This is a genomic window from Blastococcus sp. SYSU DS1021, from assembly GCF_054050995.1.
Map to the genome: position 1 here is coordinate 102,694 of NZ_JBJHAL010000005.1, position 18,919 is coordinate 121,612.

Consider the following 18,919-nt stretch of genomic DNA (forward strand, 5'->3'; position numbering starts at 1 on the left):
AGGGCCATGTCAGAAGGACTTCGCGACGACGGTGCGGGCGGCGAAGAAGTCGGCGGTGAACGCCACGGCGACGTCGGGGTCGAACGCCTTGCACGTGTAGATGTCGACGGAGAAGAACAGCCGCGGCTGCTCCCAGGCATAGAAGTGCGCGCCCGAGGTCTCCCAGTGGATCCATCCGGCCCAGCCGTAGAGGTCGGAGCGGTGCGTCACCGGCTCGAGGAGCTGGACCATGTCCACCTCGCGGGAGAGGGCCGAGAGGTACGTGCGGATCTGGGCATCGTCCACGGGCGCGGCCGGGTAGCCCTCGATCACGAGTCGCTGCCGGAGGATCTCCGGAGCGAGGTCGCGCCAGGCGACGGGGGAAGCGAGCAGGTCAGGGGCAGGGGAAGGCGGCGTCACCCGCTCATAGTCCACAAACGGCAACGCTGCGTGGTGATCACGGTCGGCGTGTCGCCCGGTCGCGCGTCACCCCGGAGTGTCCTCCTCACCCGGCGGAGTCAGTCGGGGGTCCACCCCCGGCTGAGCTGCGGGATCAGGGCCGCGTCGACGAGCCCGGAGTCGGAGGCGGCCAGCCAGTCCAGGAAGTCCTCGACCGGCATGGGGCGCGCGAGGGCGTACCCCTGCGCGACGTCGCACCCGAGGCGGGCGAGCGTGGCGCTCGTCGCCAGGGTCTCGACGCCCTCGGCCACCAGGCTCAGGCCGAGGGCGTGGGCGAGCGCGACGGTGCTCTGCACGATGGCCGCCGCCCGCGGGTCGCGGTCGACGTCGGCGGTCAGGCTGCGATCGAGCTTGAGCTCGTCGGCCGGGAGGTGCCGCAGGTAGGCCAGCGAGCTGTACCCCGTGCCGTAGTCGTCGATGGAGGTGCGCACGCCCGAGGCGCGCAGGTCGGCGAGCACCGTGCGGCCGCGCTCGGGATCGGCCATGAGGGTGTCCTCGACGAGCTCCAGCGTGAGCGCCCGTGCGGGCAGGCCGTGCCGGTGCAGCGCGGCGGCGACCTTGCCGGCCAGGTCGAGGTCGGTGACGTTCGCCGCCGACAGGTTCACCGACACCGGCACCTCGCGCTCGGGCCACCAGCGGGCGGCCGCGGTGAGCGCCAGTTCGAGCACCCGGTCGGTGAGCGGTCGCAGCAGCCCGGCCTGCTCGGCCGCCGGCAGCAGGTGGGCGGGGGAGAGCAGCCCCCGGGTGGGGTGGTTCCACCGGACCAGCGCCTCGGTGCCCACGATCCGGCCGTCGCGCAGGTCCACCTGCGGCTGCAGGAAGACGCAGATCTCGTCCCCGTCGAGGGCGGTCCGCAGCTCCTCCATGGTGCGCAGGCGGCCGCTGCCGGCGGTGCCGGTGACGGGGTCGGGCACGTAGACGTGCACCCCCTCGCGGGCGCGCTTGGCGCTGTACATGGCGACGTCGGCGCAGTGCAGCAGCTCCTCGACGGTCGCCGCCGGGGCCGGCGTGGTGGCGACGCCGATGCTGACGCCGACGTGCAGCCGGACGTCGGCGACCGTGAACGGTGCGAGCAGCAGCTCGCGCAGCCGCTCGGCGAGCGCCCGTGCCTCGTCGGCCGCCGCGGCCGGCATCAGGACGGCGAACTCGTCGCCCCCGAGCCGGGCCAGGACGTCGCCGGCGCGCAGTGAGCCGAGCAGCCGCGGCCCGATCTGGCGGAGCAGGTCGTCACCGGCGGAGTGGCCGAGGCTGTCGTTGATCTCCTTGAACCCGTCGAGGTCGAGCAGCAGGAGGGCGGCGGGCTGCTCTGGCGTGGCCGACGCGACGACCCGCTGGGCCCGCTCGATGAGCGCCCGGCGGTTGGCGAGGGCGGTGAGCTCGTCGGTGCGCGACTCCAGCTTGACCTGGTTGTACCCGCGCACCTCGCGGAAGGTGACGGCGATGCGCACGACGCCGGCCAGCACGCACCCGATGGCCAGCCAGCCGGCGACGTCGGGCACGGGCTGCGACCAGGGGCTGAGCACGACGAGGCTGGCGACCAGGCAGGCGAGCGGCACGGCCAGCAGCCGCCAGCCGGTGCGGGAGCCGCCGCTGCGGAGGAGCCGGGGTGGCTCGACCGCGCCCGCGGCGGCGGCGGCGGCCAGGACGACGGAGGCGAGCCAGCCGAGCTCCAGCGGCCCGCCGTCGACGTAGGTGCCCTGCATCTTGAGGCCGAACAGGATGAGGTCCGACAGGCAGATCAGGCCCAGCGCGGCGCCGAGCAGCACGAAGGTGCGGTCGAGGCGCACGCCGAGGATGCCGCCGACGGCCATGACCATGCCGATGAGCAGGATCGTCGTGATCGGTGCCGCGAGGTCGACGGCCGCCACCGGTCTCTCGCCGGGGTCGGTCAGCAGGTAGGGGCCCAGGAGGAAGGCGACGCCGGCGGCGAGGCTGCCGAGGGCGGCCACCACCCCGTCGAGCCACATGCTCGGGTGGAAGCGCGGCACCCGGGTGCGGATCAGCACGACGACCGGCACGTACATGGCCAGGTAGGCCACCAGCATGACCGCATGCGAGAGGGTGGACGACGGTTCGTTGCCCTCCAACCCGGCGGAGAGCACGCGCAGCACGTTGCCGAGCGCGCCCAGGACCAGGGCGACGGCGAGCGTGCCCCAGGCGATCCGCTCCGACCGCACCCGCCGGGCCGCCATGACGCAGACGGCCGCGGCGGCGAGGTAGGGCAGGTTGTAGAGGACGACGTCGTAGGTCCGGTCCCACGCCGCGCCGGCCGGCCGCGGCCCGATGCCGGTGGCGAAGAGCGCGACCAGCCCGATGGTCAGGAGCAGCGCGCGGCCGGGGCGCCGCCGCAGGGCAGCGTCCTGGTCTGGCTGGTGCATGGCAGGGGCATCGGCCTCGGGACGGCGCGGGTTCACCCGTCCCGAGGCCCGGATCACCCGGAGGGGGGAGCCGCCGCGCTGTCGACCGGGCAGCGTCACGGACGCGACCTCGGCTGCCGATGAGATAGGTGTGGGGCAATCCGATGAGCATGCAGCGGTACTGCCGTGGACGGTGGATCACGATGCCGACCCGGCGACGATGAGCGCCACGGTCGTCCTCCGCAGTTCCGGAGCCGAGAGCTACGGCCGCCACGCCGCGCCGCCGTCCGCGTACGGACCGGCCGACGTCCACCGCTTGGCTCCCGTGCCACCTCCCCGTCTCCGTCCGGCGGTGCAGGCCGGGGCCGAGGATCCGGCGGGGGCGGCTGCCGACGACGCGGCGGAGCCCGAGGCCCGGGACCGGTCCTCCCGTGAGGGGTCGATGACGAGCATCGGATTCTGGGCCCGTCTGCGCCTGCTGCCCAAGGCGGCCTGATGCGCACGCCCTGGTTGCGGGGGACGGGCACGGCGCGCCGACGCACGTAGCCGGCCAGCTGTCACGCATCAGCCGTGCGCCGCAGGTCGACGCTTTCCGAGCCGACGCGCACCGACCATCCGGCTGCACGGGCCGGCCCGGGCATGGTCCGGGGACCGTCCATACCGGCCGTCCGGATCAGACGCCAGATACGTGGCGTGACGGTATGCGGGGGGCTGGTAATCGCCAGGGTGACGAATTCGATGGAGGCCGCTTCGTCCCCGTGACGGCCCGCCGCAGCCAGTGGGCCGAGCGCAAAAAGATGGCGCAAATCATGGTTTAGGCAGTCGGACTGATGGAGTGTTCACCTACCGAGCCCGACGCTCGGGGGCTCGATGAAGAGCCGGGCAGGCGAAGAACCGTCGGCGATCACGTGGTCGCCTCAGCCGGCGGCGAGTCAGTGGCGAACCCAGGCCCACCGTCCAGCTCTCACGGGGTCCCGCCATGCCTTTGCTCGTCCTGCGCTCCACCATGCCCGAAGCCTGGTCGGTCCTCCGATGAGCCGGCGCGAACGCGGCGTCTGGTGGGCATCGATCGCCATGGGTGTCCTCGGTCTGGCCCTCTTCGCGCAGTTCTGGTTCGATCCCGCCCGGATCGACGACGCCTCCCCGCACGCACCCCGGTGGGCGGTCGTCACCCTCTTCGTCCTGCTCACCTTCGTGGTGTGGCACCGGATCGTCATGGACGCCCTCGGGCACGTGGTCAGCCGCCGACTGCCGCAGTACGCACCCCCGCCGCTCCCCGAGCCCGGCCTGCGCGTCGCATTCATCACCACGTTCGTGCCCGGGAGCGAGCCGCTGGCGATGCTCGCCCGGACGCTCGAGGCGATGCTCGCAGCCGAGTACCCGCACGACACCTGGGTGCTCGACGAGGGCGATGACCCGGACGCCCGCGAGCTGTGCCGGCAACTCGGCGTGCGGCACTTCAGCCGGAAGGGCGTCGACCGCTGGAACCAGCCGGAGGGCCGGTTCGCCGCGCGGACCAAGGGCGGCAACCACAACGCCTGGTACGAGGCGCACGGCAACGGCTACGAGGTCGTGGCGCAGATCGACACCGACTTCGTCGCCCGACCGGACTTCCTGACCGCGACCCTCGGCTACTTCCGGGACCGACGGACCGGCTGGGTGGTCACCCCGCAGGTGTACGGCAACACAGGCACCCTCGTCGCCCGAGGCGCGGCACAGCAGCAGTACACCTTCTACGGCCCCTTCCTGCAGGGCATGAGCGCGCGAGGCATGGCCATGATGCTCGGCGCCAACCACGTCGTCCGGGTGGCGGCGCTGCGGTCGGTCGACTGGTACGAGGGTCACATCACCGAGGACCTCGCCACCGGCATCAAGCTGCACGCCGCCGGGTGGCGTAGCCACTACGTCCCGCGTGCGCTGGCCGTTGGAGAGGGGCCGTCCACCTGGCTGTCGTACTTCAACCAGCAGGCGCGTTGGGCCTACGGGTGCTTCGCGCTGCTGTTCCAGGTCACCCCGCGACAGCTCCGGAAGCTGGGGCCGGGCCGGGGGTCGCTCTACCTGTGGCTGCAGCAGAACTACTTCAGCGGGCTGGCGTTCGTCCTCGGTGCGTCGTTGATCGCCTTCTACTTCGCTACGGGGATCGCCCCGGCCTCGATCCCGCTCGTCCCGCTGCTGGCCTGCTATGCGCCCTATCTGGTCTGGCGGCAGGCGCACACGTTCTGGATGCAGCGGTTCAACGTGACGCCGGAGCAGGAAGGCGGCTGGCACTGGCCCGGTCGGCTGGTCGGCACGGTGGTCCAGCCGGTCTACGCCCTCGCCCTGGCCTATGTCCTCGTGGGGCGGCGGCTCGTGTTCAAGGTGACTCCCAAGGGGGCTGGTGCAGAGCGCCTCACCCCCTTGGCGGTGTTCCGGCAGCACCTGGTGCTCGCGGTCCTCATGGCGACCGCCACGGTGTGCGGGGGCATCCTGGGCCACACGGGCTGGCCGATGGTGGCGTGGGCCGTGGTCATCGTGGTCGCGATGGTCGCCGTGCCCGTCGCGGAGCTGCCCCGCCGGGTCGCCGTGGCGATGGCCGGACGTCGACCGGTCCTCCGAACGGCTGGACGCCACCGAGTGCGCTTCGAGGGCAACCGGGCCGCGGTGGCCGGCGGGCCGGTCACCGCTGCCGGGCAGGTGCCCCTGAACCACGTGGCCGTGCCGGTGCAGCGGGCGGCAGAGGGCGGCGTGGCGGTCCCGTCGACGCTGGGTCAGCAGGTTCAGTCCGGCTCGTAGACCCGCACCCAATCCACCAGCATGGTGGCCTTCTGTGGCGTGGAGGCGTCCGGCGGCCCCGGCAACCGTCCTCCCACGGCGACGTTGAGCAGCACGTAGTGCGGGCTGTCGAAGGGCCATGCCGCGCCTTCGGGGACGTCGTCCCGCGTCACCGTGCCGGTGACCTGGTCGTCGATGAAGAAGGTGATCCGGTCGGACGACCAGTCGGCGCCGTAGACGTGGAAGTCCTCGGAGAGTGGGTCGTCGACGGGGGTGGCGATCGTCTTCAGCCAGTTGGTGCCGTCCGGGCGCGGGCCGTGCACGGTCTGCAAGGCTTCACGGGCGTCACCGATCGACTCGATGAGGTCGATCTCCCCGCAGGCCGGCCAGCCGACCTGCTGGATGTCCTGACCGAGGGTCCAGGCCGCTGGCCAGATCCCGGCTCCGGAGGGCACCTGGGCGCGGACCTCGATCCGGCCCTCGAAGAAGGTCTGCGCGCCGAAGGTGGTGATGCGCGCCGACGTCCACCGGCGGTCGTCGTCGGGGCCGGTGGCGCGGGCGGTCAGCTGCAAATGACCGTCCCCGTCGAGCGCCACGTTCAGCGGGTCGCCGGTGTAGGTCTGCAGCTCGTCGTTGCCCCAGCCGCCGCCGCCGAGTTCCGGAGTCCAGACCTCCGGGTCGGGGAGGGCACCCGCGGGCCCGTCGAACTCGTCAGCCCAGAGAAGCCGCTTCCCGTCGGGACGGTCCTCGCCACAGCCTCCGACGCCGCCTACGAGGAGCAGCGTGCTGGCCACCGCCGCGAGCCGCCTTCCCCCAAGCACAGGGAACATGCTCCCATCGGCCTGCCGGCACGGTGGCGCCCTCGTCCCGGGTCTGGATGCGGACGATGCCGCAGCACCGGGTTTCGCCGGTGGCCCGTCCTCTGCTGTCAGGTCTGTTCCGGCCGTCCGCCGGATCGGGCCGGTCCACACGTCGGCTCGTGCATCAGCAGGACTGCGGCCTCACTGGCAGACGGGCACGGCGAAGTCGGTGTTGTGCAGGTACGGGCCGCCCGGCGGATCGCCGTTCATGTAGGAATTCGCCGGCGTCCAGAGGCCGTTCCACGGCTCGGTCTCGACCAGGTACCAGAAGCCGTCGGGGCTGACGCTGGGCACGCTCGGTGCGTAGTAGCGGCAGCGCACCAGGATCCGGGTGTGCGGCGGGATGGCCGGGCCGCGTCCCGAGAGCGTGCGCGGGTCGGCGAAGGTGTTGGCGCCGATGCTGCCGGCCTCCTCCTCGACGAGCGTGCCGTCGCCGGTGCTGGGCAGCGGCACGTCGACCAGGTCGGTGGTGGTGGCGGAGTCCGCCGCGGTGCCGCGCTCGCCGATCACGAAGGCGGTGAGGGCGGAGGAGAGGACCGCGACGAGGACCAGGGAGGCAGCCATCAGCGCCCAGGTGGGCAGCCGGCGCCGGGGCGGTGCCGGGTCGGCGCCCTCGGCGGCGGGCTCGGGAGTCGGATCGGCCGGGGCCACCGGAGCGGCGGGGGCACCGCGGTAGGGCCCGCAGGACTCGACGAGAGCGGGCACCCCGGCCGCCTCCGGGTAGCCGGGCATCTCGGCCCGCGCCCACGTGTCGAGCTCGCGGACGGCGCCGGTCACCTTGGTGCGTGGGTAGCTGCCAGCCATCCAGTTGTCGAGCGTGCGCGCGCTGACCAGCCCGCCGGAGCGCTGGACGAGCTGGTCCTTCCCGCCCGCCGCCGCGATCAGCCAGCCCACCTGCGCCACGAAGGGATCGAAGGCCGGGGTGGTGGCCGCTGGCTCTCGCGCCTCGTCCGTCGACCCGCTCATCGGCACCCCCGTGCTCCGCAACTGGTTGCCGGGCAACCTAGCGCAGCAGGGCGGCGCTCCCGTGCAGCCATGCGCAAGTAGTGCTGCGCTCAATCTGCGGGCGGCTTGCACCGCGCCTCCGTTGCCGCGGTGGCGCGGCGCGGGTTCAGTACGAATTGGTACCGCATGGCGGGGTCCGGAGTGCGCACGCCGTCCTCGCCCCTCGGCCCGGCTGACCAGCACGGGGGTGGTCAGCCCGGCCCAGGAGGTCGACGGAACGGCGCAGCGGCCCTGACCCCGCCGCTGCGCCCACTCGACGGGGGACGGACGGGTTCGTGCAGCTGCCGCCGAATGCGCAGGGCGCCCGTGGGCGGTCAGCGCAGCCGGCTGTCGATCGACTGCTGCCAGGCCAGCTCGTCGATGACGGCGCGCTTCTCGACGTCGTCGAAGCGCACGTCCTTCCACCGGCGGCGCTGCTCGTCGCCGAAGGCGCCGCCGCGGTACCAGTCGCCCTTGCGGGTCAGGAACCAGGAGCGGCCGTGGTAGTCCGGCCCCTCGAAGGCCCAGCCGGTCAGCCGGGTGAGGCCGGTGCGCCGGGTCTCCGGCTCGCGCGCGTACGGGAGAAGGTAGAGGCAGACGTCGGTGAACTGGGCGGCGGTGAGCCGGCGCAGCACGTGGACGGCCGAGCGGACCTGCTGCTCGGTGCGTGGCTCGTCGCGGGCGTAGAGCAGCCAGACGGCGTCCTCGTCGGCGAGCTCGAGCAACGTGGTGCGCTGCCGCAGCCGCTCGGCCTCCGCGGCGGCGGCCTCCTCCTCGCGGCGCTTCTCCTCGGCGGCGGCGGCCGCGCGGGCGCGCAGACGCGCGTTGGCCAGGTCGCGGTCGCACACCCGCCAGCCCTGCCACAGGTCGGAGTGGTCGGCGCAGACGGCGCGGGTGCACTCGGTGCACTCACCGATGGCGGGCTCACCGCAACGGCAGGTGGCGGCGGCGTCGTCGTCGCGGGTCTGGATGTAGACGGTGCCGCAGCGCTGGGGCGCGGCCGGCGCCGGGACGGGGTCCGTGCCGGAGGGGGCACCGACGAGCTGGTCGACGCGGACGTCGGCGTCGCACCGCCAGTAGCCGGGGAGGATCTGCGCGCGCGTGGCCGTCGCCCCGCAGGAGGGACAGGGCATGCCGCGAAGGGTAGGAGCGGTCGCCACTGCCGGCCGGTGGATTCTCGCTGTGTCGGGCGCGCCCGTCCTCTGCTGCCACAGCTGTCCCGGCCGTTCGCGGTCCGCCTCGTCCGCACGACGGCCCACGCGGCCGCCGGAAGCAACGAGGGAAAGGCCTCAGCTGGCCGTGGCGACGTCCTGGTGCTGCACCTCGGAGCGGGCCCCGCAGTAGCTGCACGACTCGAAGAGGCGGGCGTGCGGATCCCACGCAGGGTTGAGCCGGTTCCGGAGGCGTCGGACGTTGCGTGACTCCACGAGGACGACCTCGGTGTTCCCGCACAGCGAGCACGGACGGCCCGCAGGACCCAGAACGTGGCGTGTACGCGGCGTCATGCTCAGAAGGATCACCCTGCGTACGCGTCGCTGCAACGGACGAGGTGACCGTTACCCCGGTTGAGCGCGGGTTCGCACACCTTCCCGCTCGTGTCGTGACGCAGCGTATCGATAACAGTGCGTTGGAGAGTTCGTTCGGGGCTCACTCCGATCCGGCTCCACGCATCACGGATGGGGCTCGATCGACGCGTACGCCGTCGTCTTGGTCCGTCCCGCGGATACTCTCCTGCGGTGCGGGGATGGAAGCTGGACCGGCCGCCCGGGTGGGGCATCGTCACGCTCGTCGCGCTGGTGGTGGTGAACGTTGCCCTGTTCACGCTCATGGCGCTGAGCCCCGAGCCCGCTGACTCCTACGGCGAGTCCCGCCTTGCCGGCGCTGCGGACTCGGCGCCCACTCCTGGGGCGACTCCCGGCGGGGGAGACGGCGTGCCGTCCACCGAATCGGCGGCATCTCCGGTGCTCGCCGTCTACGGCGACGGTTATGCGGCGGGCAACGAGTCGGGTGGGCTGGGGGTGGCCGGCTGGCCGGCCATCGTCGCTGAGCGCACGAACGCCGACCTGCGGTTGCATGCCGTGTCGCAGGCCGGCTACGCCGCGGTTGGCTCCACCGGCCAGGACTTCGCCGCACTCGTCGAGGCGTTCCCCGTGCCCGATGCGGACGTCACGGTCATCTTCGGCAGCCGGAACGACCTCGGTCAGTCAGCCGCCGCCGTTCAGCGGAACGCGGCGGAGGTGATCGCCACCGTTCAGGCCGAGTCGCCGGAAACCTCGATCGTGGTGGTCGGACCGGTCTGGGACGATGCTGACGTGCCGCAGGGGCTGCTGGCCGTGCGGGACGCAGTGCAGGCCGCCGCGCTGGCCGCAGGGGTGACCTTCGTGGATCCGCTCGATGCCGGCTGGTTCGCGCAGGGAAACGGGCTGATCGCTCCGGACGGGGTGTCGCCCAACGACCAGGGGCACGTGTACCTGGCCGACCGGGTCACCCCCCTGGTGGAGTCGGCCCTGGCCGACTCGGCCGACCCCACCGCGTAGTTCAGGGCTACGGCGTCGGCGCCCAGCCGGTCAACGGCGACGCGTCGACGCGCTGTTCACCCGGCTCCGCGGTGGAACGGGCGGCAAGGAGCGTCGCGCCGACGGGGGCAGCATCGTCGCATCCAGTGGTGCCGCGATGGCCGGGATGAGCGACGTGGCCGGGAAGTCGGGGACCGCGGCCCGGGGGGCAGGTACGCCGTGACCGGTCCCGCAGATGGCGTGCAGCAGCGGCATGAGGGAGTCGAAGATCAGCTCACCCACCCGCTGGTGCACGTCGGCCTTGCGACCGATGGGGTCGAAGACGTCGTCGGATTCGCGCTCAGTGTGCCGGCGCGTCGCACGCTGGGCGCCCAACGCGGCCACGAGTGCGTGAGCGCGCTCGTCGAGCGAGGAGGCGGAGGGCAACCGGCGGAGGTCGACCTGTTCGAGGAGGCCGGCGGCTTCACGCAGCGTGTACGTGCGGAACATGGCCCGGGGAGCGAGCTTCAGGGCGTCGCGGCGGTGCCGACGGGTCATGGTCAGCGTCAGATCGGCCGCGTCCACCATGTCCGCCGTGAGCTGGCGGGCGACGAATCCAGCAGGATCCCCGCCGAGCCCGGACAGCACGAGGGCTGACTTCGGCTCCATCCCCTTCCCGACCACTGCATTCGTCCCCGCGCTCGCGGTGCCCACCGCGGCAGCCGATGCCCCGAGGGCGTCATCGAGGAAGGCGCGGGTCAGCCGCTCCCCCATGGGAGAGCGGCAGATGTTCCCGGTGCACACGAAGAGGATCCGCACGCCGCGGAGTCAACACGTGACAGAGGGTCGCCTCCGGAAGGCTGGCCGCTCGGCGGGGTGTCGTCTGTCCGGGGGACACCTCCGTCACACGAGTCACACTGCGTCGACTTTCCCTGCCTGAAGGCTCAACAAATACGGATCAGGGCTGTACCGTCCTACGAGGTTTCCCCCGGCAACGACCGGGGAAAGGGGTAGGGCTTCGTGGCAGGCCCACCTGGTGAGCGGGGGCTTGTGTGGAACTGAAGGACGTGCTGCAGGCGATCCGTTCGGGCTGGTGGATCCTGGTCTGCACGGTGCTCCTGGCCGTCGGCGTCGCCGGCTTCCTGACGTGGCAGGCCACTCCGCTGTACTCGTCCTCGACGCAGCTGTTCGTGTCGACGTCCACGACGACGGACACGTCTACCGCGTACCAGGGCAACCTGTTCTCCCAGCAGCGAGTCACGTCCTACGCCCAGCTGCTCACCGGCGAGGAGCTCGCCTCGCGCGTGGTCGCGGATCTCGGTCTCGAGCTGACGCCGGCGGAGGTGGCTGCCAAGGTCACCGCCACGGCTGTCCCCGAGACCGTGATCCTCGAGGTCAGCGTCACCGACTCGTCGGCGCAGCGCGCCCAGGACATCGCTGCCTCGCTGGCGCAGCAGTTCACCCAGCAGGTGACGGAGCTGGAGACTCCCGAGGGCGGTGAGGCCTCCACCGTCAAGGTCACCACCGTGGAGGGCGCCGACCTCAACGAGGCACCGGTCAGCCCGGACCCAATCCGCAACGTGGCCCTCGGTGCGGTTCTCGGGCTGCTGCTCGGCCTCGGGCTGGCACTGTTGCGCAGCCGGCTGGACAACACGGTGAAGACCCCCGAGGAGATCCGGTCCCTCACGGGAACGGGCGTCATCGGCACCGTGCTCGAGGACCCGCGCCTGGCCGAGGAGCACCTCGTCGCCGACCTGGACGATCACTCGATCAGCGCGGAGGCCTACCGGGCCATCCGCACGAACCTGCAGTTCCTCGATGTCGACCACCCGCCGCGGGCGATCATCGTCTCCAGCGCCATCCCTGGTGAGGGCAAGTCGACGCTCGCCGTCAATCTCGCGACGGCGCTGGCGCAGCAGGGCAGCCGCGTCATGCTCATCGAGGCCGACCTGCGCCGCCCGCGGATCACCCGCTACATGGGTCTGATCAGCGGTGCCGGGCTCACCAACGTGCTCGCCGGCACGGCCGCTCTGCACGAGGTGGCACAGCCGTGGGGGGACGGGAAGCTCACCGTGCTGGGGGCCGGCCCCATGCCGCCGAACCCGAGCGAGATGCTCGGTTCGGCGCAGATGCGCGCGCTGCTCGACCAGCTCAAGGCGACGAACGACTACGTCATCGTCGATGCGCCTCCGCTGCTGCCGGTCACCGACGCGGCGGTGCTCTCGGTGCTGTCGGACGGCTGTGTCATCACCGCCCGCTACGGCAAGACCCGGCGGGAGGAGCTGTCCGAGGCCGCGGCCGCTCTGCAGCGCATCGACGCGAAGCTGCTCGGCGTGGTGCTCAACCGTGTGCCACAGGCGGCCGGCGCCGCGCGCGGCTACGGCTACGGCTACACGTACGAGGCCGATCCCGGCCGGGAGACGACGGCCGACACCGGGAACATGGTCAGCCCCGGTGCCGCGCGGAGACGTGGCCGGCCGCAGTACGACGTGACCGGCCCGCTGCCGGCCGTGCCGCCGAGGCGGTAGCTGCGGCAGGTGAGTTCGCGGCCGGTGTATCTGCGCCCCAGCCGCTGACGAAGTGAATTCCTTATTGGTGCGCGCCCGAACGGCGCGCAGTGCTGGACGGGGGTCGGCATGACGGAGCGACGGAGGACGTGGCGGTGGAGACTGCGCCGCTGGGGTCTGCTGGCGGCTGACGGAATCTTCCTCGTTGTCGGCCTCTGGCTGGCCAGTGCGGCGCGCTACGAGGGAAACTTCGGCAGGATCGACACGCAGGGTGTTCTGATCATCGGCCTGGTGGGCGTCCTGACGTACGTGGCGCTGTCTCCGCTATTGCGGCTGCACCACGGGCGGTACCCCGTGGGCAGCGTCGACGAGTTGCTGGTTCTGGGCCTCGGCGTCGCCTGTGCGGCGGGGGCGCAGACGCTGGTCAACGCGGTGGCCGGTGTGCCTCGCATGGTCCCGCTCTCGACCCCAGCGGTCGGGGCTGTCCTGGCCGTCGCACTCATGACGGCGTTGCGGCTGGCCATCCGGCGGCAGCGGGAAGGTGCCTCCCGGCCACGCCGAGCCGAACTCACGCTCGTCTTCGGAGCCGGCGACGCGGGACACCAGCTGGTGACGTCCATGCTCACCAATCCTGAGAGCCCGTATCTGCCGGTGGGACTCCTGGACGACGACCCGCGCTGGCGGCACGCCCGCATCCGCGGCGTACGAATGCTCGGTCGTCGCGGCGACATTGGGAAGGCCGCAGCAGAGTCCGGCGCGTCCACGCTGATCATCGCGCTGCCTTCGGCGGACTCCGCCCTGATCCGAGACCTCTCCGCACGGGCGATAGAGGCCGGCCTCACCGTCAAGGTGCTGCCGCCGCTGTCCGGCCTGCTGGACCACCGCGTCGGTATTCGCGACGTCCGGGACATTGACATCGCCGATCTGCTCGGGCGGCACCAGATCGACACCAACGTCGGTGAGATCGCGGGCTATCTCGAGGGCAAGCGGGTGCTGGTCACCGGGGCCGGTGGCTCCATCGGCTCCGAGCTGTGCAGGCAGATTCACCGGTTCGGCCCGGCCGAGCTGATGATGCTCGACCGCGACGAGTCGGCCCTGCACGCCGTGAGCCTGAGCATCCACGGCGAGGCGAAACTGCACCTGCCCGAAGTGATCCTGGCGGATATCCGGGACGGCGAAGCGCTGCGGGAACTCTTCCTGAGCCGGATGCCGGACGTGGTTTTCCATGCCGCCGCGCTGAAGCACGTCAACATGCTCGAGCAGTACCCGAGTGAGGGCTGGAAGACGAACGTCCTCGGCACGCGAAATGTGCTCGAGGCGGCTGTCTCAGTCGGGGTGAGCCACTTCATCAACGTGTCGACGGACAAGGCGGCGGACCCGGTCAACGTGCTCGGCCGCACCAAGCGGATGGCCGAGCGGCTGACCGCCACCTATGCGAAGCGCAGCGAAGGTCGATTCCTCTCGGTGCGCTTCGGCAACGTGCTGGGCAGTCGAGGGTCGGTCCTGGAAACTTTCGCCGCCCAGATCGCCTGCGGTGGCCCGGTCACTGTCACCGACCCCGACGTCACTCGCTTCTTCATGACCATCCCCGAGGCGGTCGAGCTGGTCATCCAGGCCGGCGCGATCGGAACCGGCGGTGAGGCCCTAGTGCTCGACATGGGACAGCCGGTGCGGATCGCGGACGTCGCAGCCCAGCTCATCGCGATGGACGGCCGACCGATCGAGATCCGGTACACCGGGCTGCGGCCGGGGGAGAAGCTGCACGAGGAGCTGTTCGGCCGGGAGGAAGTGGACAGCCGACCGGTGCACCCGCTCATCAGCCACGTGCCGGTGCCCGCGGTCGAAGGCGACCTCGACGGTTGGTTGCTGCGACGCGTACCGCCGCTCGAGGCGATACTGGGGCTGGACGGCCTGGAGACGCGGCTCACTCGGTCGGGGGCACCGCAATGACTTCCGCACCGGCTGGCGCAGCGCAGTGACAGCCGGTCAAACCGCGGTTACGGCTGCTGCCGCATGCGCAGCTATCGCTGTGATCGTCCTGATTGGTATCCCCCCTGTTCTGCGGAGATGGCAGGTGGTCGACCGGCCGAACGCCCGCTCATCCCATGACCGTCCGGTCCTGCGCGGTGGTGGACTGGGCTCGGCGACCGCATTGGTAGCCGTGAGCTTGCTGTTATGGGCGCTTGCCGACCCCGCGCACGTAAGCGGGGCTTTCCCTCTGCTTTGGGGCGGGACCATCCTGACCTTCGCGGGTCTGGGGTGGACCGAGGATGTGCGCGGCATGACCGTCAAGGCTCGCGCGGTTTCGCAGCTAGCATTCAGCGCCGTTACGGTGACCTCGCTCGGAGTCCTATTCGGCGCACCCTGGTGGCTGATGGTCGTGGTCGTGGTAGGCCTCGCTGCCTTCGTAAATGCGGCGAATTTTATGGACGGGCTCAACGGCCTGTCCGGACTGTTTGGGGTGACTGCCGGCCTCAGCTATGCGGGGCTAGGGGCGGTCGCTGATCTGCCGTGGCTGCTGGTCGGAGGCGCGTGCGTGGCTGCCTCCTTCGCCGTATTCCTGCCATGGAACGCCGTGCGGCCAAGACTGTTCCTGGGCGATGTCGGCAGCTACGCCCTGGGTGCTGCAGTCGGGTCCTTGAGCGTGGCCGCAGCCTTTGCCGGAGCCCCGATTGTCGCCGCCCTGGCGCCAGTTGCTGTCTACCTCGTCGACACGGCCTGTACATTGGTGCGGCGAGTGTATGCGGGTGAACGCTGGTTCGAGCCGCATCGCAGCCACATTTATCAACGACTGAACCAAGCAGGCCTTCCGCATCTCGCTGTGGCGAGTGTTGTCGCCGTGGCCACTTCAGCATGCGGCTTGCTGGGGCTGGTGTGGACGACGTCCGGCACCAGCGGTCGCGTAATGGCGGGGCTTTCGATGGCTGTGGTACTGGCCGGGTACCTCAGCTCTCCTCACCTCCGCTTGGCTAAAAAGGCTCAAGCCACACGAGCACCGGCGCTCCGGCTTAGGAGGCGGTAAAACGATGACGCCTACTTCTGCCCCCCTGCGGGTCGGCGTTGTCGGCATGTCCGGCTTTATCGGCTCCCACGTTGCACGCGCATTGCTTCGTCGCGGACATAAGGTCACTCGGATCCCCAGTCCGCGCGTAACCCTCGACCACCGTAAGCCCCATATTGATGTGATGCGAGATGCGCGACTCCTTGAGCGGACGCGCTCCGACCTGATGGAACAGCTTGCCACGAGCGACGTTGTTGTGAACTGTGCCGGAATCCCAGACGCTGGAGCCCCAGGGACACGGGAACTATACGGGGCCAACGCATTGCTGCCTGCCCTTCTGGGTGTCCTGTGTGCGGATGCCGGCGTATACCGACTCCTTCATGTCTCGTCCGCGGCGGTGCATGGACGGGCACCAGTATTGATTGAAGGCGGTCCAGCCAGTCCCTTCTCGCCGTACTCGCGCAGCAAACTGATGGGGGAACTGTTGCTCGTGAGGGCGACGGCGGCGATGAGCGGAATGGACGTCATTCGCTACCGGCCAACATCGGTACATGGCGTCACGCGTGACGTCACCCGCCGTCTCGTTGCAATCGCACACAGCCCGTTGAATACCATCGTCGGCGATGGGGCTGCTCCGACACCACAGGTGTTGGTGGAGGACGTCGCTCGTGCCGTGGTCCTATTGGTCGAGTGCAAAGAGCCTCCCCGGGACCCGGTCCTCCATCCGTGGGAAGGCCTGACGACCGGTAAACTGATGACGCTCCTAGGGGATGGGCGCCATCCCCGCAAGGTTCCAACTGTCGTAGCCCGTCGAGTCCTACAGTTATCGTCCATCATGCCCAGCCCAAAGATGCAGGGCCTCAGTCGAAAGCTCGAGATGCTTTGGTTTGGTCAACGCCAAGAGTCCAACGCGCTTGAGCGGTTGGGATATGTGCCAACAAGAGACTGGGCTGCGTGGGCGCGTATGGCGGTGACAGTGCGGCAGCCGCGCCCAGGTGTAGAGGGTGCGGTCTCGAGCAGCCCGCCCGATGCAAGGACGCTCGAGATTTGCGCCTCTGAAGGCTCGGATGATTCTCAATCGCAAGGCTAACGCCTCGCGAGGCATGGGCCGTCGGCACGGAGTGGTGTTCGGCGTGACCTCCTCGCTCAGCGCCAAGACGCTACTCGTCGGGCAAATGGAGTTTCTCTCCCGATTCGGGGGGGCCACACTAATCTGCGATGGTGCAGACGGGGCCGCCGTCGCGCATAGTCAAGGTGCGGCGTTTCGGGAGGTCAGCATTGGGCGAGATCCATCCCCTTTGGCTGACGTCCGCTCGGTGGGGGAGTTGATAAGAGTACTCCGAGAGCTTCGCCCTCAGGTATCTATACTGGGTACTCCGAAAATGAGCTTGCTGGGTGGTCTTGCTGCGTGGCTGGTGCGGGTACCCGTCCGAATATACGTCATGCACGGCCTGCGGCTCGAGGGGGCGACGGGTTTAGGCAGGTGGTTACTGCGCATTGCTGAATGGTCCACGTGCCGACTGGCAACCAAAGTGGTCGTCGTCGGTCACAGCTTGGCGGATGCCGCGGTGTCCAATCGCGTGCTACCACGCAAGAAGATCACGATTCTGGGAGCCGGCACGGCGAACGGAGTCGACCTTGACTATTTTCGTGTGCCGACTGAGGCGGAGAGGGCGAAGGCCCGGAGCCATCTGAACTACAGAGACGAGGAGAGGGTCGCCCTGTTCGTTGGGCGCATCACTCGAGACAAAGGAATCCGGGAGCTCGCACTGGCCTGGCCGAGTATCCACTCAGGGTGCCCCCACGCCCGCCTCGTTCTCGCAGGCGAACTGGAGTTGTCCTCAGACATCGTTGAGTCCTATCGCGAGTTGAGTGCGAGGACGGACGTCAAGGTTCTCGGGCATCGTGATCCGAGGGAGCTGTATTGGGCCGCGGATGTGCTGTTACTGCCCACGTATCGAGAGGGATTCCCGACGGTCGTCCTTGAGGCGGCGGCATGCGGAACTCCAGTCATAACGACCCGAGTCACTGGTTCTCGGGAGTCCGTCATCGAGGGTGTAACAGGTTATCTAGTCGAACCGAGAGACGCTGTCGCCTTAGCCGAAGCGGTACGGTCGCTCATAGAATCGGGCAAGGCCCCGGCGATCGGTGCGGCGGGACGCGCTCACGTTGCGTCGCAGTTCGATCGCAAGGTCGTATGGGAGCACTGGCGCAAATTGTTGCTCGAATGCGGAGTGACCGAGACAGGCTAGCGAACTGCTATGACCCGCAAGTCAAGGTCTGTCGCACAGGACCTAACCTCGGAAGCGCTGAGATCAGCGCCTGCACCGTCGCCCGACCCACCGAGCCCTCTGCAGGTCTCGGTACTCCACTCAACACGTACGGAGACGTTCATTGACAGAGAGAAGGCCTGCCATCGTCGTCGCCTGGCTCGAGGCCTCGACGGAGGGCACGGCGCCTGGGAATCATCTTCACGGGACATTGGTGCGTCTCAGGTGTGCCGGGTACCCGCCAATGCGAGTGCTGAGCAGTGCATCCGCAGGAGACGCGACGCGGCGCTCGCGAATCGTGCGCCTCGTCAGGATCAGCCTACTGGCAATCTTCTCCGCTCGGCCGGGCCGGCTGTTGATCGCCCGCTGGCATCCACTGGTGTGGCCAGTTGTTGAGATCTGGCGCGCCTGCGGAGGGTCCGTGATTCTACTGGTACAGGGCCACCTGACCGACGTGCATTCCGCCCACCCCTGGACGCGACGGTCGTCGATTCTGACAAAGACCGCTGCACGGACGTTTCGACGAGCCAATGGGATCGCAGTGCCGACTTCCGGGCTGGCGCAGTGGCTCTCGGACGTATCACAGCTGCCAGTGAACTCAATAACGGTGCTACCGAACGGGGTCGACCTAACCAGTGATACTGAGGATGAAGCGGCCGCCGCAACTGACTACTCGTACGCGGTATTCACTGGCCAACTCGCGACCTGGCAGGGCGTCGAGACCATGTTGCAGGCGCTCCGCCAGCCGGAATGGCCGACAGAGCTTCACATGGTAGTTGTTGGGGATGGGCCCCAATCGGGGCTGCTTCGCGAGGCGAGCGATCCAAGGCTTCACTGGGTCGGACAGCAGTCGGCCGCAGACGCCAAGGCTTGGCTGCGTGGGGCAATCGTCGCGTTGTCGCCCAAGGACCTTGTGCCAGCTACAGCTCACGGAGCACATCCCTTCAAGGTGCTCGACGCCGCTGCTGCCGGCGTTCCGATGGTTGCGACTTCGGTGCCAGGTCAGAAGGAGCTAATCGAGGATCTAGGCATTGGACTGCTCGTGGGCCCTGGAGATCCTGGGGCGTTAGCCTCTGCCGTGGCTCGCGTATTCGCCGATGCTGACCTTCGTCGGAATCTGTCCGAGCGGGGACGCGAAAACGTCGAGCGCTTCGGTTGGTCCGCGGCGGCAGACGACGTGGCCGCGATGATCGAGCGGAGCTTGGACAAGTGGGCGACCAAGGCCTAAATCGCCCCCCATACTGACATTGGCAGCA

Annotated in this window: 16 protein-coding genes; 9 read left to right on the forward strand and 7 right to left on the reverse strand. The window is 69.7% G+C overall.

Annotated elements, in window-relative coordinates; genetic code table 11:
* Window positions 1-9: 9 nt before the first annotated feature.
* Complete coding sequence (locus ACI8AP_RS05495; RefSeq protein WP_456588331.1) at window positions 10-399, reverse strand: S-adenosylmethionine decarboxylase; 390 nt, start codon at window positions 397-399, stop codon at window positions 10-12.
* A 98-nt stretch (window positions 400-497) separates the two neighbouring features.
* The gene (locus tag ACI8AP_RS05500; RefSeq protein WP_456588332.1) at window positions 498-2,816 is read right to left on the reverse strand and encodes a putative bifunctional diguanylate cyclase/phosphodiesterase; all 2,319 of its coding nucleotides are present in this window, start codon (window positions 2,814-2,816) and stop codon (window positions 498-500) included.
* A gap of 172 nt (window positions 2,817-2,988) precedes the next feature.
* Here ACI8AP_RS05500 and ACI8AP_RS05505 point away from each other — a divergent pair, with 172 nt between their 5' ends.
* Together ACI8AP_RS05505 and ACI8AP_RS05510 are read left to right on the forward strand one after the other, a co-directional pair.
* Window positions 2,989-3,291 carry a hypothetical protein gene (locus tag ACI8AP_RS05505; protein ID WP_456588333.1) on the forward strand — a complete coding sequence of 101 codons (303 nt, stop codon included), beginning with the start codon at window positions 2,989-2,991 and terminating at the stop codon, window positions 3,289-3,291.
* A gap of 536 nt (window positions 3,292-3,827) precedes the next feature.
* On the forward strand, window positions 3,828-5,567 hold the full coding sequence (locus ACI8AP_RS05510) for a glycosyltransferase family 2 protein (protein WP_456588334.1): 1,740 nt from the start codon (window positions 3,828-3,830) through the stop codon (window positions 5,565-5,567).
* On the opposite strand, the gene ACI8AP_RS05515 is transcribed toward ACI8AP_RS05510, so the two are convergent.
* The 4 genes from ACI8AP_RS05515 to ACI8AP_RS05530 form a co-directional block, all read right to left on the reverse strand.
* Window positions 5,552-6,340 carry a glycoside hydrolase family 16 protein gene (locus tag ACI8AP_RS05515; protein WP_456588335.1) on the reverse strand — a complete coding sequence of 263 codons (789 nt, stop codon included), beginning with the start codon at window positions 6,338-6,340 and terminating at the stop codon, window positions 5,552-5,554. The genes ACI8AP_RS05510 and ACI8AP_RS05515 overlap by 16 nt on opposite strands.
* Before the next feature lie 207 nt (window positions 6,341-6,547).
* Window positions 6,548-7,372 (reverse strand): hypothetical protein, encoded by an 825-nt coding sequence (locus ACI8AP_RS05520; RefSeq protein WP_456588336.1) that lies wholly within the window; start codon window positions 7,370-7,372, stop codon window positions 6,548-6,550.
* Between the two features lie 353 nt (window positions 7,373-7,725).
* Window positions 7,726-8,523: a hypothetical protein gene (locus tag ACI8AP_RS05525; protein ID WP_456588337.1), complete on the reverse strand. Its 798-nt coding sequence runs from the start codon at window positions 8,521-8,523 to the stop codon at window positions 7,726-7,728.
* Window positions 8,524-8,679: 156 nt separating this feature from the next.
* Window positions 8,680-8,817: a hypothetical protein gene (locus ACI8AP_RS05530; protein WP_456588338.1), complete on the reverse strand. Its 138-nt coding sequence runs from the start codon at window positions 8,815-8,817 to the stop codon at window positions 8,680-8,682.
* Window positions 8,818-9,126: 309 nt separating this feature from the next.
* On the opposite strand from ACI8AP_RS05530, the gene ACI8AP_RS05535 reads away from it, so the two are divergent.
* A complete protein-coding gene (locus ACI8AP_RS05535; protein WP_456588339.1) occupies window positions 9,127-9,927 on the forward strand; it encodes an SGNH/GDSL hydrolase family protein in 801 nt (266 codons plus the stop codon).
* Between the two features lie 30 nt (window positions 9,928-9,957).
* On the opposite strand, the gene ACI8AP_RS05540 is transcribed toward ACI8AP_RS05535, so the two are convergent.
* Window positions 9,958-10,704 (reverse strand): arsenate reductase/protein-tyrosine-phosphatase family protein, encoded by a 747-nt coding sequence (locus ACI8AP_RS05540; protein WP_456588340.1) that lies wholly within the window; start codon window positions 10,702-10,704, stop codon window positions 9,958-9,960.
* Between the two features lie 233 nt (window positions 10,705-10,937).
* Here ACI8AP_RS05540 and ACI8AP_RS05545 point away from each other — a divergent pair, with 233 nt between their 5' ends.
* The 6 genes from ACI8AP_RS05545 (at window position 10,938) to ACI8AP_RS05570 (ending at window position 18,891) form a co-directional block, all read left to right on the forward strand.
* Window positions 10,938-12,413 (forward strand): polysaccharide biosynthesis tyrosine autokinase, encoded by a 1,476-nt coding sequence (locus ACI8AP_RS05545; protein WP_456588341.1) that lies wholly within the window; start codon window positions 10,938-10,940, stop codon window positions 12,411-12,413.
* Window positions 12,414-12,521: 108 nt separating this feature from the next.
* Window positions 12,522-14,342, forward strand: a complete 1,821-nt coding sequence (locus ACI8AP_RS05550; RefSeq protein WP_456588342.1) for a polysaccharide biosynthesis protein — start codon at window positions 12,522-12,524, stop codon at window positions 14,340-14,342.
* 211 nt (window positions 14,343-14,553) lie between these two features.
* On the forward strand, window positions 14,554-15,414 hold the full coding sequence (locus ACI8AP_RS05555; RefSeq protein ID WP_456588422.1) for a hypothetical protein: 861 nt from the start codon (window positions 14,554-14,556) through the stop codon (window positions 15,412-15,414).
* Between the two features lie 46 nt (window positions 15,415-15,460).
* A complete protein-coding gene (locus ACI8AP_RS05560; protein WP_456588343.1) occupies window positions 15,461-16,483 on the forward strand; it encodes an NAD-dependent epimerase/dehydratase family protein in 1,023 nt (340 codons plus the stop codon).
* 43 nt (window positions 16,484-16,526) lie between these two features.
* Window positions 16,527-17,645 carry a glycosyltransferase family 4 protein gene (locus tag ACI8AP_RS05565; protein WP_456588344.1) on the forward strand — a complete coding sequence of 373 codons (1,119 nt, stop codon included), beginning with the start codon at window positions 16,527-16,529 and terminating at the stop codon, window positions 17,643-17,645.
* A gap of 439 nt (window positions 17,646-18,084) precedes the next feature.
* Window positions 18,085-18,891 (forward strand): glycosyltransferase family 4 protein, encoded by an 807-nt coding sequence (locus ACI8AP_RS05570; RefSeq protein ID WP_456588345.1) that lies wholly within the window; start codon window positions 18,085-18,087, stop codon window positions 18,889-18,891.
* Window positions 18,892-18,919 lie beyond the last annotated feature (28 nt).

Bases quoted from the DNA above. Each gene is read 5' to 3' on its own strand.
- ACI8AP_RS05500 (WP_456588332.1), bottom strand. From the start codon at position 2,816: ATGCACCAGCCAGACCAGGACGCTGCCCTGCGGCGGCGCCCCGGCCGC.
- ACI8AP_RS05510 (WP_456588334.1), top strand. From the start codon at position 3,828: ATGAGCCGGCGCGAACGCGGCGTCTGGTGGGCATCGATCGCCATGGGT.
- ACI8AP_RS05520 (WP_456588336.1), bottom strand. From the start codon at position 7,372: ATGAGCGGGTCGACGGACGAGGCGCGAGAGCCAGCGGCCACCACCCCG.
- ACI8AP_RS05525 (WP_456588337.1), bottom strand. From the start codon at position 8,523: ATGCCCTGTCCCTCCTGCGGGGCGACGGCCACGCGCGCGCAGATCCTC.
- ACI8AP_RS05550 (WP_456588342.1), top strand. From the start codon at position 12,522: ATGACGGAGCGACGGAGGACGTGGCGGTGGAGACTGCGCCGCTGGGGT.
- ACI8AP_RS05560 (WP_456588343.1), top strand. From the start codon at position 15,461: ATGTCCGGCTTTATCGGCTCCCACGTTGCACGCGCATTGCTTCGTCGC.